Annotated in this window: 28 protein-coding genes and 2 tRNA genes; 25 read left to right on the top strand and 5 right to left on the bottom strand. The window is 65.3% G+C overall.

Features of this window, described 5'->3' with window-relative positions:
* Positions 1 to 219 (top strand): universal stress protein (locus tag ACNA7R_RS07025; RefSeq protein ID WP_416282850.1); only part of this gene is annotated, 219 nt, incomplete at its 5' end.
* Positions 220 to 224: 5 nt separating this feature from the next.
* On the opposite strand, the gene ACNA7R_RS07020 is transcribed toward ACNA7R_RS07025, so the two are convergent.
* The 5 genes from ACNA7R_RS07020 to ACNA7R_RS07000 all read right to left on the bottom strand — a co-directional run bounded on the left by ACNA7R_RS07020 (position 225) and on the right by ACNA7R_RS07000 (position 2373).
* A complete protein-coding gene (locus tag ACNA7R_RS07020; protein ID WP_416282849.1) occupies positions 225 to 536 on the bottom strand; it encodes an MTH1187 family thiamine-binding protein in 312 nt (103 codons plus the stop codon).
* A gap of 99 nt (positions 537 to 635) precedes the next feature.
* Positions 636 to 989: a HalOD1 output domain-containing protein gene (locus ACNA7R_RS07015; RefSeq protein ID WP_416282848.1), complete on the bottom strand. Its 354-nt coding sequence runs from the start codon at positions 987 to 989 to the stop codon at positions 636 to 638.
* 178 nt (positions 990 to 1167) lie between these two features.
* Positions 1168 to 1494: a hypothetical protein gene (locus tag ACNA7R_RS07010; protein ID WP_416282847.1), complete on the bottom strand. Its 327-nt coding sequence runs from the start codon at positions 1492 to 1494 to the stop codon at positions 1168 to 1170.
* Positions 1495 to 1803: 309 nt separating this feature from the next.
* Positions 1804 to 1874 (bottom strand) — tRNA-Gly (locus ACNA7R_RS07005).
* Positions 1875 to 2302: 428 nt separating this feature from the next.
* Positions 2303 to 2373 (bottom strand) — tRNA-Gly (locus tag ACNA7R_RS07000).
* A 302-nt stretch (positions 2374 to 2675) separates the two neighbouring features.
* On the opposite strand from ACNA7R_RS07000, the gene ACNA7R_RS06995 reads away from it, so the two are divergent.
* From ACNA7R_RS06995 to ACNA7R_RS06880, 24 genes are read left to right on the top strand one after another with little or no spacing between them, the layout of a single operon-like run.
* A complete protein-coding gene (locus tag ACNA7R_RS06995; protein WP_416282846.1) occupies positions 2676 to 3548 on the top strand; it encodes a putative RNA uridine N3 methyltransferase in 873 nt (290 codons plus the stop codon).
* A 4-nt stretch (positions 3549 to 3552) separates the two neighbouring features.
* Positions 3553 to 4572, top strand: a complete 1020-nt coding sequence (locus tag ACNA7R_RS06990; protein ID WP_416282845.1) for a 50S ribosomal protein L3 — start codon at positions 3553 to 3555, stop codon at positions 4570 to 4572.
* A gap of 3 nt (positions 4573 to 4575) precedes the next feature.
* Positions 4576 to 5328 (top strand): 50S ribosomal protein L4, encoded by a 753-nt coding sequence (gene rpl4p / locus ACNA7R_RS06985; RefSeq protein WP_416282844.1) that lies wholly within the window; start codon positions 4576 to 4578, stop codon positions 5326 to 5328.
* A complete protein-coding gene (locus tag ACNA7R_RS06980) occupies positions 5325 to 5579 on the top strand; it encodes a 50S ribosomal protein L23 (RefSeq protein WP_416282842.1) in 255 nt (84 codons plus the stop codon). The genes rpl4p and ACNA7R_RS06980 overlap by 4 nt, the downstream gene beginning before the upstream one ends.
* 2 nt (positions 5580 to 5581) lie before the next feature.
* Entirely contained in the window at positions 5582 to 6304 is a 723-nt protein-coding gene (locus ACNA7R_RS06975; protein WP_416282841.1) for a 50S ribosomal protein L2, read from the top strand.
* Positions 6301 to 6723 (top strand): 30S ribosomal protein S19, encoded by a 423-nt coding sequence (locus ACNA7R_RS06970; protein WP_416282840.1) that lies wholly within the window; start codon positions 6301 to 6303, stop codon positions 6721 to 6723. Before ACNA7R_RS06975 ends, ACNA7R_RS06970 begins: the two co-directional genes overlap by 4 nt.
* A gap of 7 nt (positions 6724 to 6730) precedes the next feature.
* A complete protein-coding gene (locus tag ACNA7R_RS06965) occupies positions 6731 to 7210 on the top strand; it encodes a 50S ribosomal protein L22 (RefSeq protein WP_416282839.1) in 480 nt (159 codons plus the stop codon).
* Entirely contained in the window at positions 7210 to 8190 is a 981-nt protein-coding gene (locus tag ACNA7R_RS06960) for a 30S ribosomal protein S3 (protein WP_416282838.1), read from the top strand. Before ACNA7R_RS06965 ends, ACNA7R_RS06960 begins: the two co-directional genes overlap by 1 nt.
* Complete coding sequence (rpmC, locus tag ACNA7R_RS06955) at positions 8190 to 8411, top strand: 50S ribosomal protein L29 (protein WP_416282837.1); 222 nt, start codon at positions 8190 to 8192, stop codon at positions 8409 to 8411. The genes ACNA7R_RS06960 and rpmC overlap by 1 nt, the downstream gene beginning before the upstream one ends.
* 5 nt (positions 8412 to 8416) lie before the next feature.
* Entirely contained in the window at positions 8417 to 8821 is a 405-nt protein-coding gene (locus ACNA7R_RS06950; RefSeq protein ID WP_416282836.1) for a ribonuclease P protein component 1, read from the top strand.
* Entirely contained in the window at positions 8812 to 9261 is a 450-nt protein-coding gene (locus tag ACNA7R_RS06945; RefSeq protein ID WP_167937094.1) for a 30S ribosomal protein S17, read from the top strand. The genes ACNA7R_RS06950 and ACNA7R_RS06945 overlap by 10 nt, the downstream gene beginning before the upstream one ends.
* The gene (locus ACNA7R_RS06940) at positions 9261 to 9659 is read left to right on the top strand and encodes a 50S ribosomal protein L14 (protein ID WP_005559258.1); all 399 of its coding nucleotides are present in this window, start codon (positions 9261 to 9263) and stop codon (positions 9657 to 9659) included. Before ACNA7R_RS06945 ends, ACNA7R_RS06940 begins: the two co-directional genes overlap by 1 nt.
* Before the next feature lie 2 nt (positions 9660 to 9661).
* Positions 9662 to 10045: a 50S ribosomal protein L24 gene (gene rplX / locus ACNA7R_RS06935; protein WP_416282835.1), complete on the top strand. Its 384-nt coding sequence runs from the start codon at positions 9662 to 9664 to the stop codon at positions 10043 to 10045.
* Positions 10042 to 10752 (top strand): 30S ribosomal protein S4e, encoded by a 711-nt coding sequence (locus ACNA7R_RS06930; protein ID WP_416282834.1) that lies wholly within the window; start codon positions 10042 to 10044, stop codon positions 10750 to 10752. Before rplX ends, ACNA7R_RS06930 begins: the two co-directional genes overlap by 4 nt.
* Positions 10745 to 11284 carry a 50S ribosomal protein L5 gene (locus ACNA7R_RS06925; RefSeq protein ID WP_416282833.1) on the top strand — a complete coding sequence of 180 codons (540 nt, stop codon included), beginning with the start codon at positions 10745 to 10747 and terminating at the stop codon, positions 11282 to 11284. Before ACNA7R_RS06930 ends, ACNA7R_RS06925 begins: the two co-directional genes overlap by 8 nt.
* Entirely contained in the window at positions 11277 to 11459 is a 183-nt protein-coding gene (locus ACNA7R_RS06920; RefSeq protein WP_005559248.1) for a 30S ribosomal protein S14, read from the top strand. The genes ACNA7R_RS06925 and ACNA7R_RS06920 overlap by 8 nt, the downstream gene beginning before the upstream one ends.
* Before the next feature lies 1 nt (position 11460).
* On the top strand, positions 11461 to 11853 hold the full coding sequence (locus ACNA7R_RS06915; RefSeq protein ID WP_416282832.1) for a 30S ribosomal protein S8: 393 nt from the start codon (positions 11461 to 11463) through the stop codon (positions 11851 to 11853).
* 2 nt (positions 11854 to 11855) lie between these two features.
* The gene (locus ACNA7R_RS06910; RefSeq protein WP_416282831.1) at positions 11856 to 12389 is read left to right on the top strand and encodes a 50S ribosomal protein L6; all 534 of its coding nucleotides are present in this window, start codon (positions 11856 to 11858) and stop codon (positions 12387 to 12389) included.
* A gap of 3 nt (positions 12390 to 12392) precedes the next feature.
* Positions 12393 to 13151: a 50S ribosomal protein L32e gene (locus ACNA7R_RS06905; RefSeq protein ID WP_416282830.1), complete on the top strand. Its 759-nt coding sequence runs from the start codon at positions 12393 to 12395 to the stop codon at positions 13149 to 13151.
* Positions 13144 to 13593, top strand: coding sequence for a 50S ribosomal protein L19e (locus tag ACNA7R_RS06900; RefSeq protein ID WP_416282829.1), 450 nt, complete (start codon positions 13144 to 13146; stop codon positions 13591 to 13593). The genes ACNA7R_RS06905 and ACNA7R_RS06900 overlap by 8 nt, the downstream gene beginning before the upstream one ends.
* Entirely contained in the window at positions 13593 to 14141 is a 549-nt protein-coding gene (locus ACNA7R_RS06895; protein WP_005559238.1) for a 50S ribosomal protein L18, read from the top strand. Before ACNA7R_RS06900 ends, ACNA7R_RS06895 begins: the two co-directional genes overlap by 1 nt.
* Complete coding sequence (locus ACNA7R_RS06890; protein ID WP_416282828.1) at positions 14138 to 14794, top strand: 30S ribosomal protein S5; 657 nt, start codon at positions 14138 to 14140, stop codon at positions 14792 to 14794. Before ACNA7R_RS06895 ends, ACNA7R_RS06890 begins: the two co-directional genes overlap by 4 nt.
* Entirely contained in the window at positions 14791 to 15258 is a 468-nt protein-coding gene (rpmD, locus tag ACNA7R_RS06885) for a 50S ribosomal protein L30 (protein ID WP_416282826.1), read from the top strand. Before ACNA7R_RS06890 ends, rpmD begins: the two co-directional genes overlap by 4 nt.
* Positions 15259 to 15261: 3 nt before the next feature.
* On the top strand, positions 15262 to 15774 hold the full coding sequence (locus tag ACNA7R_RS06880) for an uL15m family ribosomal protein (protein WP_416282825.1): 513 nt from the start codon (positions 15262 to 15264) through the stop codon (positions 15772 to 15774).
* Positions 15775 to 15777 lie beyond the last annotated feature (3 nt).

Here is a 15777-nt window from a genome sequence, read left to right as displayed (position 1 = left end):
GTTGCTCTTGTTGCCCTCGCGGTTAGTGACGAAATTGCGCACCATCAGGCGAATTCCCAGACAGCAGCTGTCCCACTCCACGCCGCCGAGCGCTTCGACGCGGACCTGCTCGTCCTCGGCGCGCGCCGTCGGTCGCCCGTCGGCAAGGCGGTGTTCGGGAGCGTCGCCCAGTCGGTGTTGCTCGAGACGGACCGCCCGGCGATGGTCGTCCCGACCTGACCGTCCTATCGGTCGCTCGAGGCCGGACGACCGAGCGCCTCCTCGACGGCCTCGACTTTCTCCGAGGCGGCGGTGTCGCGGGTTCGCTTGTCGTCGATCTTCAACACGGTGCTCACCCGGTCGCCGTCGACGGCCTCGTGGGCCGCCTGGGCGGCCGCGAACAGTTCGTCGGTCGAGTCGGCCTCGATCACCGTCCCCATCGGGTTCGTCTCGTAGCCGACGTCGTACTCCTCGAGGGCCTCGACGGCCTTCGCGACCTCATCGGCCATGCTCTCTTCGGTTACCGGTGCGACGCTGAGTAGTGCCACGACTGTCATACTCGACACTGTCCGTACTGCGGTCCGTAAATCCGATCCCTGCAGTCGACGCCCGACAGGGCCTTTCGCTCGAAAAAACAGCCGACGAACTCGGGACGGCTATCGGTGCGGCCCCGGCCGACGGGTTTCGGCGGGCGGATAGATGACGATCTCGCCGTCGGCGTAGACGTACACCTCGTGCTCGAGGGCCGTGAAGGCGATGTGGCCGCCGGTTCGCTCGGTGCCGTCGGCCTTCGGCCGGAAGATCCGATCGAGGGCGTCGGGGTCGATGCTGTCGTACAGCGAGAACTCCCCCTGTGAGACGTCCGTGTCCGCGATCGACGCGAGCGCGTGGACGATCGTTGCGGTCAGCGTCGCCGTGTCGTCGTCGTCGTAGTGGAAGACGTAGCGGTCGTCGCCCTGTTCGTCCCGGAGTTCGTCGCTCTCGTCTCTTGATGTGGACTCGGTTTGCATGGGAACCTGTTCGTTCGGCCGTTCGCTGGTGGGTATCGTCCCGGAGTATAAAAGCTACTCGCAGTCGGAAACGCTTCTCGGAACCGACAGTCGCGGGCGTTGATCGCTTCGACGGGCGACGCCGATACGCCGTGATCGGACACGCTCACCGACCGCACTCGCATCGCCCGACTCCGGGTCAGAACGACTCGTGGGGCCACTCCTCGCGCTCGCCCAGCGCCGGCGGCGTCCGGTCGCTGTACCCCTTCCGTCCGATCGCACCCTCCCCGACGGTGTTGAAGATCGCGACCCGCGCATCGGCGGCCGACTCGAGTCGTTCGTCGGGAACCAACTCGAACAGCTCGCGTAGCGTCTGCTCGCCGTTCGGGAGCCCAAGTACGGCGTCGCCGTAGCGCTCGACCAGTTCATCGCTCGTCGCCGGATACTGATGCGTCTCGAGTTCTCGAGCGAGCGGTCCGAACTCGACACCCAACTCTCTCGTTCGCTCGTCGTCTGGTCCGGTCATCCCGACTCCGAAGCCGCCACGAATCGACTTAAAACCCGCCAGTGGTTTCACGCCGGCGCCGAGCGCGAACGTGATCCATCTCGAGTTACTTGTTCCAATCGGCGGTTGGCAACTCGCCGTCGAGCCGTTCAACTCGAGGACAACGGTTTCCAGGGACTCGGAACGGGAGGACTCGGTCGTGGAAACGAGGGGTCCTCGAGGGAACAGTCTCGAGGGCCTCGAAACCTTCCTGGAAGACGCGCGCTTGCTGGGATTTGAACCACGGTCGTTCCGCTTCGCTCCACTCTCTGCTTCAAATGTTCGGAGAAATGCGCTGGCTGGGATTTGAACCCAGGTTGTGACCATGGCAAGGTCACGTGATACCACTACACTACCAGCGCCCTGCTGCAGGTTTACGTCTCTCGAGTGAATTGATAAGGGTTACGAATCGCTCGACTCGAGTCCGGATCCTCCCCTGGCTCCGGCCTGGTGGACGGCAGTGATCCGAATGACTGCACCAGGTTGCTCGAGGTGACTCGAGCGACTCTGGTCACTCGAGTTGCTCGTTGGTATCGTGCGCTGGCTGGGATTTGAACCACGCGAAGACGGTCGCCTCGCTTTGCTCGGCGCTGCGACTTCTCTCGTTCAAATCCCGGGCGACCTCACGGCTCACGGGTGACGAGCACACGCTACACGGTGCTCGTCGAAGTTGTTCGCCGTAGAAGTGCGCTGGCTGGGATTTGAACCACGGTCGTTCCGCTTCGCTCCACTCTCTGCTTCAAATCCCAGGTCCGATTGCTGTCGCTCACGGGTTTGTTCGCGACAGCAATGCGCTGGCTGGGATTTGAACCCAGGTTGTGACCATGGCAAGGTCACGTGATACCACTACACTACCAGCGCCCTGTTGCACTCTCATCTATCTCTGGTAACTGTATAAGGATTGCGAATCGGACGGTGTGTGTCCCGTCCAGTCGTACCAAACGCCGATCGCTCGCCGCTCCGTACCGACCGTCGTCCCGCGACCTCGAGCGTGCGTTCGCGGGGGAAACGCGTTAGTACCCGTGACAGTGTGGCTCGGGGACCCGTATGTGTCGAATTCCCACCTGTGAGCCGTTCACAGCCGGAATCGAATCCGCTACCCTTTTAAGACTTTGTCGGCAAGACATCGCTACAGTCTAGTGACGCGGCGCCGAAGCGTGGGCATGACCGTCAGCGTGCTCGTGCCGTCGTCGCTCACCCGCGAAGCCGAGGACAAACGCGAGGCAACTCGCAAGCTCGGATACGTCGCCCGCGCGGCGACCGTGTTCCGGGCGGATCGGCTCGTCGTCTTCCCCGATCGGGAGGGCGAACGCGGGCGATTCGGCGGCGAGTTCGTCGATACCGTGTTGCGGTACGCGACGACGCCCCCCTACCTCCGAAACGAGGCATGGGGGATGCGCGACGAACTCGAGTACGTGGGCATCCTGCCCCCGCTCCGCGCCGTGTCACAGACCGGCTCCGAATCGGACGATTCGGGGTCGTCAAGACAAGGAATCGTGACCGAGGTCGGACCTGATCAACGCGTGCGGGTCAATTGCGGCTTGCAACACCCGATCTCCCTCAACGTGCCTCCCGGTATGGAGCTCGAGGAGGGGGAGCGCGTGACTGTCAGGATCTCTTCGCGACGACCGGTCCGGGCGAAACTCGAGGACGAGCCCCTCCCGGGGATCGAAGTCGAGCGGACGGACCTCCAGGCAGCGCTCGGCCGTGAGGACGCCGGCGTCCGCATCGCAGCCTCCCGATTCGGTGCAGAACTCACCGTCGGGCGGCTGGGGACGCTGGCCGGACGCCGCGAGCGCGACGGGATGACCGTCGCGTTCGGGGCACCCGAGAGAGGGCTGCCGGACATCCTCGGAATGGACGAGGAGGCCGTCGACGCGCTGTCCAGCCGGGACGGCGCCGACGGTGACGGAGTCGAACCCATCGATCCGGGGTTCGACCTCTGGCTGAATACGGTTCCGGACCAGGGAAGCGACGTCGTGCGAACGGAAGAGGCTCTGTTCGCCACGCTCGCTCCCCTCTCTCTCAGAGAGTGATAGAATGCCACAACCAAATTCACCACGCAAAGGCTCACTCGGGTTCGGCCCACGACAGCGCGCCTCCTCGGAGGTTCCGCGCTTCAACTCGTGGCCGGACGACGACGGACAGCCGACGCTCCAGGGTTTCGCGGGCTACAAGGCCGGCATGACCCACGTCGTGATGGTCGACGACGAAGCGAACTCGCCGACCGAGGGGATGGAGGAGACCGTCCCCGTCACGATCGTGGAGACGCCGCCGATGCGCGCGGTCGCCCTGCGTGCGTACGAGGACACACCGTACGGAAAGAAACCGATCACCGAGGTCTGGACCGACGAGTTCGTTCCCGAACTCGATCGCGTCCTGGACCTGCCCGGTGACGACTACGACGCCGACGCGGCCGAAGACGAGCTTCGAGAGCTGCTCGAGGACGGCCGCGTCGACGACGTTCGCGTCATCACGCACACGGTGCCTTCGGCGGTACCATCGGTACCGAAGAAGAAACCGGACGTGATGGAGACGCGCGTCGGCGGCGGCTCGATCGACGAGCGCGTCGACTTCGCGCTCGAGCTGATCGCCGACGGCGGGGAACACGTCATGAACGACACGTTCCGTGCCGGCGAGTACGTCGACGCGAGCGGCGTCACGAAGGGGAAAGGGACCCAGGGTCCCGTCAAGCGATGGGGCGTCCAGAAACGCAAGGGCAAACACGCCCGGCAGGGCTGGCGCCGTCGCATCGGCAACCTCGGCCCCTGGAACCCCTCCCGCGTCCGCTCGACGGTCCCCCAGCAGGGGCAGACCGGCTACCACCAGCGGACGGAACTGAACAAGCGCCTCGTCGACATCGGCGACGGCGCCGACGCGACGGTCGACGGCGGCTTCGTCAACTACGGCGAGGTCGACGGACCCCACGCGTTGATCAAGGGCTCGCTCCCCGGGCCGGACAAGCGTCTCGTGCGCTTCCGCCCGGCGATCCGACCCGGAGACCAGCCGCGCCTCGATCCCGAGGTCCGGTTCGTCTCCACCGCATCCAACCAGGGATAACACATGGACGCAACAGTACGCAACCTGGACGGCTCGGACGCGGACACGATCGAGCTCCCGGCGGTCTTCGAGACCCAGTACCGCCCGGACCTGATCGCCCGTGCCGTTCGCGCCGCCCAGGCCAACCGAAAACAGGACTACGGCGCCGACGAGTTCGCCGGCATGCGAACGCCGGCCGAATCGTTCGGTAGCGGCCGCGGGATGGCCCACGTCCCCCGACAGAACGGACGCGGTCGACGCGTCCCCCAGACGGTTTCGGGACGCAAGGCCCACCCGCCGAAAGCCGAGAAGGACTGGACCGAATCGATCAACACGAAAGAGAAGAAGCTGGCCGTCCGCAGCGCCATCGCCGCGACGACCGACGCCGAACTCGTCGCCGAGCGCGGCCACGAGTTCGACGCGGACCTCGAGGCGCCGATCGTCGTCAGCGACGAGTTCGAGGACCTCCAGAAGACGAAAGAGGTCGTCGAGTTCCTCGAGGCCGCCGGCCTCGCCGACGACGTCGAGCGAGCCGACGAGGGTCGCAGCGTGCGCTCGGGTCGCGGGAAGACCCGCGGACGCAAGTACAAACAGCCCAAATCGATCCTCTTCGTGACCTCGAGCGAGTCGGGCCCGTCCCGTGCGGCCCGAAACCTCGCCGGCGCGGACGTCACGACGGCCGCGGAGGTCAACGCGGAGGATCTCGCGCCGGGCGCCCAGCCCGGACGACTGACCGTCTGGACCGAAAGCGCGCTCGAGGAGGTGGCCGACCGATGAGCGGAGCGATCGAACACCCGCTCGTGACGGAGAAGGCGATGAACGACATGGACTTCGAGAACAAGCTCCAGTTCGTCGCCAACCCCGACGCCACCAAACCCGAGATTCGGGAGGAAGTCGAGCGACGCTTCGAGGTCTCGGTCGATAGCGTCAACACGCAGATGACGATGAAGGGGAAGAAGAAAGCAACCGTCAAACTGTCCGAGGACGACGACGCCCAGGAAGTCGCCTCGCGTATCGGGGTGTTCTAACGATGGGACGACGCATTCAGGGACAACGACGCGGCCGCGGGACTCCGACGTTCCGCGCCCCGTCGCACCGATACAAGGCGAAGCTCGACCACAAGAAAGAGGAAGACGACGACGTGATCCGCGGGACCGTCGTGGACATCGAACACGACCCCGCACGCTCGGCGCCCGTCGCCGCCATCGAGTTCGAGGACGGCGACCAGCGCCTCGTGCTGGCTCCGGAAGGGATCACCGTCGGCGAGGAGATCCAGGTCGGCGTCAGTGCAGAGATCAAGCCCGGCAACACGATGCCGCTGGCCGAGATCCCGGAAGGCGTTCCGGTCTGTAACATCGAGGCCAACCCCGGCGACGGCGGTCGATTCGCCCGCGCGTCGGGCGTCAACGCGGACCTGATCACCCACGACCGCAACGCTGCGGTCATCCAGCTTCCAAGCGGCGAGGTCAAGCGCCTCGATCCGCAGTGCCGTGCCACCGTCGGCGTCGTCGCCGGCGGCGGACGCACGGAGAAGCCGATGGTCAAAGCCGGAAACAAGTATCACAAGATGAAAGCCCGGGGTACCAAGTGGCCCCGCGTCCGCGGTGTTGCAATGAACGCGATCGACCACCCGTTCGGTGGCGGTGGCCGACAGCACCCCGGCAAACCGAAGTCCGTCTCGCGGGACGCCCCGCCGGGACGGAAGGTCGGTGACATCTCCTCGCGCCGTACCGGCCGAGGTGGGAACAAATGAGTCAGGAGTACAGAACCGGCCGCGAAGGTGAGTTCACCTACCGCGGTCACACGCTCGAGGAGCTGCAGGAGATGGAGCTCGACGAGGTCGTGGAACTGCTGCCCGCACGCAAGCGGCGAAGTATCAAGCGCGGACTCTCCGTCGAGCAGGAGAAGCTGCTCGAGAAGGCCCGCGAGAAAGGCGAGGAAGAGACCGCCAACGCGCCGATCCGAACGCACCTGCGCGACATGCCGGTGCTGCCGGAGTTCGTCGGACTGACCTTCGCCGTGTACAACGGCCAGTCTTTCGAGCGCGTTCGCGTCGAACCCGAGATGATCGGACACTATCTCGGCGAGTTCCAGCTGACCCGCACGTCCGTCGAACACGGACAGGCCGGGATCGGCGCGACTCGATCCTCGAAGTTCGTCCCACTGAAGTGATCACCGTATGGGAATCAACTACTCAGTCGACGCGGATCCGGACACGACCGCGAAAGCGATGCTCCGGGAGCGTCACATGAGCCACAAGCACAGCAAGGAGGTCGCCCGCGAGATCAAGGGCCGCACCGTCGCGGACGCCAGGGCGTACCTCCAGGACGTAATCGACGAGGAGCAGTCGGTACCGTTCAAGTCCCACAACTCCGGCGCGGGTCACCGCTCGGACGTCGAGGGCTGGGACGCCGGCAAGTACCCCGAGAAGGTCTCCGGGGAGTTCCTCGATCTGCTCGAGAACGTCGAGTCCAACGCCGACCACCAGGGCTTCGACGGCGCGTCGATGGAGATCGTCCACGTCGCCGCCCACAAGGTCGGCGAGTCCGTCGGCCGCAAGCCCCGCGCGATGGGGCGTGCGACCGCCTGGAACACGCCGGAGGTCGACGTCGAGATCGTCGTCGAGGAAGTCGACGAGAACGAGGAGGATGAGAACTAATGGCTGACGAACACCAGTTCATCGAAAACGGCCTGCAGCGGTCCCAGATCGACGAGTTCTTCGAAGAAGAGCTCGGCCGCGCAGGCTACGGCGGTATGGACGTCGCCAAGACGCCGATGGGCACCCAGATCGTTCTCAAGGCCGAGAAGCCGGGGATGGTCATCGGCAAGGGCGGCGAGAACATCCGGAAGGTCACGACGGCCCTCGAGGAGAAGTTCAACCTCGAGGACCCCCAGATCGACGTTCAGGAGGTCGACGAACCCGACCTCAACGCGCGGATCGTCGCGGACCGACTGGCCAACGCCTTAGAGCGTGGCTGGTACTTCCGGAAGGCCGGTCACACGACGATCGATCGGATCATGGACTCCGGCGCACTCGGCGCCGAGATCGTCCTCTCCGGGAAGGTCACCGGAGCGCGTTCCCGCGTCGAGAAGTTCAACCGCGGCTACATCAAGCACAACGGCCAGCCCGCCGAAGAGGTCGTCGACCACGGCCAGGGCGTCGCGGTCATGAAACTCGGCACGATCGGCGTCGACGTCAAGATCATCCCGCCGGGAGCCGAACTCCCCGACGACTTCCAGGTCCACGACGAGATGGACCCCGAAGAGGTCGTCCCCGACGCCGTCGAAGCCAACGAGGCCGAGGGCGTCGAGGAGCTGCTCGAGGGCGAACCCGAGGCGGCCGAGGCCGCCGAGGAAGGCGCCGAAGCTCCCGCCGAGGACGCCGTCGAACCCGAGCCCGAAGCGGAGGACATCGAGGAGGTCATCGAGGAAGAGGTCGACGCCGGCGAGGACGAGGATGTCGACATCCCCGACGAATCTCCGATCGAAGAGGATCTCGACGAGCTCGAGGAGGACGTCGAGGCCGAGGCAGAGGAGCTGATGGCCGAGATGGACAGCGAGGCGCAAGGCGCCTCGGAAGACGCGAGCGGCGACGAGCCGCGAGCAGACGAGGACGAAGACGAGGGAGGTGACGCCTGATGGCGATCCTCCACGTCGAAGAAGTCCGTGACATGACCGCCGCCGAACGAGAGGACGAACTCGAGGAGCTCGAGACCGAGCTGCTCAACCAGAAGTCCGTCCTCGCCGCCGGTGGTGCCCCGGAGAATCCGGGTCGCATCGGCGAGCTGAGTCGCACCATCGCCCGGATCAAGACGATCCAGCGCGAGGAAGGCGACTTCGAAGACGAAGACGAAGAATAACGACAATGGCACTGACACCCGAAACGCTGCCCCGACACGAACTCAACGGCCTGCCCGTCCGCGTCGTCGAGAGCGACGACGCCTCGCGGGTCGGTCTCGAGGGACGGGTCGTCATCGAGACGACGAACACCCTCTCGATAGAGGTTCGTGACGACGGCGCGTCTCGGGTCGTTATGGTGCCGAAGTCGGGCTCGACGTTCGAGTTCGCGATCACAGATGACGCCGCCGACGCCGCGAAGGCGTCGGGGACCGCGTCCAAACTGGCCGACACTCAACCCGCTGCGATGGAGCAATCCACTTCGGCGGACGGCGCTGGCGAGGACGTGGCCTACGTTACGGTCGATGGCTCGCGACTGCTCTCACAACCCGCCCGACGCACGGAAACGAATGGTGACTCACCATGGCAATAGGATTAGACGTTGAAACCCCTCCGGAACCGGAAAACCCGGAGGAATACGACTACGAGAAGTGTCCGTTCTACGGCGAGCTCTCCGTTCGAGGTCAGATCCTCGAGGGGACCGTCATCTCGACGGACATGGACAAGACCGTGGTCGTCGAACGAGAGTACGACGTGGCGGTTCCGAAGTACGACCGCCAGATGAAGCGTCGCTCGCGCATCCCGGCCCACGTACCGGGCGTGCTCGAGCCGCTCTCGGTCGGTGACACGGTCAAGATCGCAGAGACCCGACCACTGTCGAAGACGAAATCGCACGTGGTCGTCGAAGTAACCGAGGAGGCAACCGCGGAGGACATCGCCGAGCTGACCCGTCAGGCCGAGCCTGACCGTGAGCTTTCGACCGGCGACGTCACCGAGGGTGCCGAAGAGGAAGCCGTCGAGGGTGATCAGTGATGGAGGCGATGAAAGCCGACGTCACCCAGGGACTCAAGAAGGGGTCGCTGGTTACGTGCGCCGACAACACCGGCGCGCGGGAGCTGAAGGTCATCAGCGTCTCGGGCTACCAGGGCACCAAGAACCGCCAGCCGAAGGCGGGTCTGGGTGACAAGGTGACCGTCTCGGTCACGAAGGGTACCCCGGAGATGCGCCGTCAGGTCCTCGAGGCCGTCATCGTCCGCCAGCGGAAGTCGATCCGCCGGCCCGACGGGACGCGCGTGAAGTTCGAGGACAACGCGGCGGTCATCATCGACGAGAACGAAGAGCCCCGCGGGACGGAGATCAAGGGCCCGATCGCTCGCGAAGTCGCCGAACGCTTCGGCGCGATCGCCTCGACCGCAACGATGATCGTCTGAGTATGAGCAAGCAACCACACAAACAGCGAATCCAGACGGAGCGTGCACCGCTGCACAAGCGACAGAAGCAGCTCCACGCGACGCTCTCGGATGACCTCCGCGAGGAGTACGACACGCGACGGACCCGTGTCAACGCGGGCGACACCGTCGAGGTCATGCGCGGCGACCACGCCGGCGAGACTGGCGAGGTCCTGCGCGCGATCCTCGAGGACGGCACCATCCACGTCGAGGACGTGACCATCGAGACGGCCGACGGCGAGGAAGTACCCCGACCCCTCGACCCCTCGAACGTCCGGGTCACGGAGCTGAACCTCGAGGACGAGCGTCGAGAGGCGCGCCTCGAAGGCGACACGGACGAAGACGAAGACGAAGGTGATAGCGAATGACGAAACATCAGAAACGACTGTCCGTTCCGAAGTCCTGGCCAGTCGAGCGAAAGACGGACGTCTTCACGGTCAAGGCCGACGCCGGCCCGCACGGCGAGGACGGCGTTCCGCTCGTCGTCCTGCTTCGGGACGTGCTCGGCTACGTCGACTCGAAGAAGGAAGCCCGATACGCCCTCTCGCAGGACTCGATCCTCGTCAACGGGGAACCGATCAACGACGAACAGCGCCCGATCGGCATGTTCGACATCGTCGCGTTCCCCGGCCGCGAGGAGTACTACCGGGTCTTCCCCGACGAGGGCGGCCGACTCGCACTGACCGAGATCGACGCCGACGCGGCCGACAGTCGCCTCGGCAAGATCGAGGGCAAGCGCCAGGTCCCGGGTGGCGACACCCAGCTGACGCTGCACGACGGCACGAACATCCTCGCCGAGGAGAGCGAGTACAGCACGAACGACTCGATCGTCGTCGACAACGACGACAAGTCGATCGTCGCGCACTTCCCCTACGAGGAGGGTGCACTCGTCACGGCCGTCCGCGGCAACCACGGCGGCAAGATCGGCGAGGTCACCGAGATCGACGTCACCCCCGGCAGCGGTTCGAACATCGTCACCGTCGACACGGACGACGGCGAGTTCGAGACCGTCGAGGAGTACGTCGTCGTGATCGACGAGAACTTCACGGGCGAGGACGGTGATGACGATGAGTAGCGAAGCCGAAGGCGAGTTCCACGAGATGCGCGAGCCCCGCGTCGAGAAGGTCGTCGTCCACATGGGCGTCGGTCGCGGTGGCCGCGAACTCGGCAAGGCCGAGGACATCATCGAGGAGGTGACGGGCCAGCAGAGCGTCCGCACCCAGGCGAAGAAGACCGAGCCCGACTTCGGCATCCGACAGGGCGACCCGATCGGCACGAAGGTCACCCTCCGCGGCGAGGAGGCGGCCGAGTTCCTCGAGACCGCCCTGCCGCTGGCGACGCTGGCGGAGAACCAGTTCGACGACACGGGCAACTTCAGCTTCGGCGTCGAGGAACACACCGAGTTCCCGAGCCAGGAGTACGACCCGAACGTCGGGATCTACGGGATGGACGTCACCGTCAACCTCGTCCGCCCGGGCTACCGCATCGCCAAGCGCGACAAGGTGACCCGATCGATCCCGTCGAAGCACCGACTCACCCCCGAGGACGCGATTCGGTTCCTCGAGGCGAACTTCGACGTCAACGTAGAGGAGTCCACGGATGAGTGAAAGCGACGTAGAAAACGACCAGACGGGCGAGCACGCGGCAAAGCGCACCGGCCAGATCGAGGAGTGCCAGCGCTGTGGCCGCAAACAGGGACTCGTCGGCAAGTACGACATCAACCTCTGCCGGCAGTGTTTCCGAGAGATCGCCCGCGACATGGGATTCAGGAAGTACCGATAACATGACCGGAAACGACCCACTCAGCAACGCGCTCTCGGGGATCGACAACGCCGAGAGCGTCGGGAAACTGAGCCACGAGGTAACGCCCGCTTCGAACGAGATCGGCAGCGTGCTCGAGGTCTTCTACGACCGCGGGTACATCGACGGCTTCGAGTTCGTCGACGACGGTAAGGCCGGTCAGTTCGAGGTCGAACTGAAAGGAGCGATCAACGAGTGTGGCCCCGTCAAGCCCCGCTACGCAGCCGGTGCCGACGACTTCGAGAAGTGGGAGAAGCGATACCTCCCGGCTCGAGACTTCGGCGCGCTCGTCGTCACGACGAGCAGTGGCGTCATGAGCCACTACGAGGCGCGCGAGCAGGGGATCGGCGGCCAGGTGATCGCATACGTCTACTAATCATGCGAGTCGAACTGGAAATCCCCGAAAACGTATCTGTCGAGGTCGATCATCTCGACGTGACCGTCGACGGACCCGAGGGCGCCGTGACCCGGCGTCTCTGGTACCCCGACGTGACCGTCGAAGCCGAAGACGACCAGGTGGTCATCGAAAGCGACGCCGAGGACGCGAAGACGAACGCGACCGTCGGCACTTTCGAGAGTCATCTGAAAAACGCCTTCCACGGCGTGACCGAGGGGTGGGAGTACAAGATGGAAGTCTTCTACTCTCACTTCCCGATGCAGGTCCGCGTGGACGGCGACGACGTCGTCATCGAGAACTTCCTCGGCGAGAAGGCACCGCGACGCACGACTATCCACGGTGAGACCGACGTCTCCGTCGACGACGAACGGCTCGTCCTCTCCGGTCCGAACAAGGAGGACGTCGGCCAGACGGCGGCTGACATCGAGCAGCTGACGCGAGTCAGCGGCAAGGACACCCGCGTCTTCCAGGACGGGGTCTACATCACCGAGAAACCCGCGAAAGGAGGTGCCTGATAGATGGCTGACGACGAACCAGAGACCGAGGACGCCACGGCCGAAGCCGAAGCCGAAGAGGGTCCGCAGGATCTCGAGGACATCAGCGGCGTCGGCGCCAGCAAGGCCGACGCGCTTCGCGACGCCGGCTTCGAGACGATCGACGACGTCAAGGAGGCCGACCAGGAGGACCTGGCCGAGGCCGACGGCGTCGGAAACGCACTCGCCGCCCGCATCAAAGCCGACGTCGGCGACCTCGAGGTAACCGAGGAGACCGAGGCCGAGATCGAAGACGAGGGCGTCGAAGAGGAAGACGAACCGGACGAGGACGTCGAGACCGAACTGCAGCCCCGCGGGCTGACCGAGAAGACGCCCGAGCTCTCCGAGGACGAGCAGCGCCTGCTCACCCGACGCAAACAGGAGGGGAAGCCGCAGTTCAATCGACAGGACTACCACAAGAAAAAGCGGACGCCCGAATCCTGGCGTCGCCCCCGCGGCCAGCTCTCGAAGCAGCGCCGCGGCATCAAGGGCAAGGGCCCGAAAGTCCAGGCCGGCTACCGAACCCCCGAATCGGTTCGTGGCAAACACCCGAGCGGATTCGACGAGGTCTACGTCGAGAACACGGACGACCTCGAGGGTGTCGACGGCGACACGGAGGCGGTCCGCATCTCCTCCTCGGTCGGCGCGCGCAAGCGCGAACGGATCGAGGAGCAGGCCGAGGAGCAGGGCGTGCGCGTCCTGAACCCGACCTACGAGGAAGTCGAGGTGGAATCCAATGACTGATCTCTCCGCACAGAAGCGACTGGCGGCCGACGTCTTGGACGTCGGCAAGAACCGCGTCTGGATCGACCCGGACGCCCAGGGAGACATCGCCGAGGCGATCACCCGCGACGAGATCCGTGAACTCGTCGAGGACGGCCGTATTCAGGCCAAAGACGCCCGCGGCAACTCCCGCGGCCGCGCCCGCGAGCGCAACGCGAAACGCGCCTACGGCCACCGCAAGGGCCAGGGCAAGCGCAAGGGCAAAAAGGGCGCCCGCCAGAGCCAGAAAGACGAGTGGCAGGACAAGATTCGTGCACAGCGACGGAAGCTGCGTGAACTCCGCGACAAGGGCGAGATTACGCCCACGCAGTACCGCGAGCTCTACAAGAAGGCTGGCGGTGGCGAGTTCCGTAGCGTCCGGTACCTGTTGAACTACATCGACGAAAACTACGGTGACCAGTAATGGCGACAGGACCACGATACAACGTTCCGATGCGCCGTCGCCGTGAGGTCCGGACGGACTACCATCAGAGGTTGCGCCTGCTGAAATCGGACAAGCCCCGCCTCGTTGCTCGGAAGAGCAACAAGCACACTACGGCGCAGCTGATCGTTCCCGGCCCACAGGGCGACGAAACGCTCGCGAGCGCACATTCGAGCGATCTCGAGGAGTACGGTTGGGAAGCACCCACGAGCAACATTTCCGCGGCCTATCTGACCGGCCTGCTGGCCGGCAAACGCGCGGTCGACGCCGGCCTCGAGGAAGCCGTCCTCGACATCGGCCTCAACAAGGCGACGCCTGGCAACAAGGTGTTCGCCGTCCAGGAGGGGGCGATCGACGCCGGCCTCGAGATCCCGCACAACGATAGCGTGCTCGCGGACTGGTCGCGGACCCGCGGCGAGCACATCGCCGAGTACGCCGAGCAGCTAGACGAGCCGCTGTACGGCGGCGAGTTCGACGCGACAGAGCTACCAGAACACTTCGACGAGGTACGAGAGGCGATTCTCGAATGAGTGGAAACAACTACAACGACGGTGGATGGGAACCCGTCACCCGTCTCGGCCGAATGGTCCAGGAGGGCGAAATCGACACGATGGAGGACGCCCTCAACTCGGGACTCCCGCTGAAGGAGCCCGAAATCGTCGACCAGCTCCTCCCCGGACTGGACGACGAGGTGCTGGACATCAACATGGTCCAGCGGATGACCGACTCCGGACGACGCGTGAAGTTCCGCTGTGTGGTCGCCGTCGGCGACCGCAACGGCTACGTCGGCTACGCGGAAGGCCGCGACGACCAGGTCGGGTCCGCCATCCAGAAGGCGATCGGTATCGCGAAGCTGAACATCATCCAGGTCCCCCGCGGCTCGGGCTCCTGGGAGGACCGCTCGGACCGACCCCACTCGCTGACCCGACAGACGACCGGGAAGGCCGGCTCCGTCGAGGTCGAGCTGATCCCCGCCCCCGAGGGGCTGGGACTGGCCGCCAGCGACACCGTGCGCGCGGTGCTCGAGCTGGCCGGTATCGAGAACGCCTGGACCAAGAGCCACGGCAACACGCGAACGACGGTCAACCTCGCGAAGGCGACGTTCAACGCGCTCGAGAACGCCTCCCAGTCGCGTCACCCGAGCTCCCGAGGCCAGGAGGAAGCGGAGGTGGCTGACCAATGAGAGCCGTCGTGCAGGTCCGCGGCGAGGTCAACCGCAAGACCGACATCCAGGACACCCTGGAGATGCTCAACATCCACAGCGTCAACCACTGCGCGCTCGTCCCCGAGACGGAGACGTACGACGGGATGGTCGCCAAGGTCAACGACTACGTCGCGATCGGCGAACCCGATCAGGACGTCCTCGAGACCGTGCTCGCAAAGCGAGCGGAGCCGCTCGAGGGACGACAGGCGGACGTCGACGAGGAGTGGCTCGCCGAGAACACCGCATACGACGACTTCGGTGCACTCGCCGAGGCGCTGCTCGCCGAGGAGACGACGCTCCGCGAGGAGGGACTCTCCCCGACGCTGCGTCTCCACCCCCCGCGTGGCGGTCACGAGGGGATCAAGAAGCCGACCGCGGAGGGCGGCCAACTCGGAAAACATACAACCGAGGAGATTAATCAACTGTTAGAATCGATGCGATAAACCATGACGAGTAAAAAACGACGCCAGCGCGGATCGCGGACGCACAGCGGCGGCTCCCACAAGAACCGCCGAGGAGCCGGCCATCGCGGCGGACGCGGACGCGCCGGCCGCAGCAAACACGAGTTCCACAACTACGAACCGAAGGGCAAACACGGCTTCAACCGGCCGGACGAGCTTCAGGCCGACGTCGCCGAGATCGACGTTCAGAAGCTCGACGAGGACGCGGTCCTCTACGCCGCCGAGGGCGAGGCCGAGGAGACCGACGACGGCTACCGACTCGACGCGCGCGACATCGTCGAGAGCGGCCACGACGTCGACGTCGTGAAGGTACTTGGCTCCGGCCAGGTCCGGAACGCACTCGAGGTTACGGCGGACGCCTTCTCGGCGGCCGCCCAGGCGAAACTCGAGGACGCCGGCGGGAAGGCGGTGCTCTCCGAGCGAGCCCAGGAGGAAGCCGAAGCCGAGGCTGAGGCCGAGGGCGAAGCCGACGACGACTCAGAACAGGTCGAGGACTAACGC

This window comes from Natronococcus sp., from assembly GCF_047921035.1.
GTDB lineage: Archaea > Halobacteriota > Halobacteria > Halobacteriales > Natrialbaceae > Natronococcus.
The sequence above is the reverse complement of the archived record's forward strand: the minus strand, read 5'-3'. Positions and strand labels throughout refer to the sequence as shown.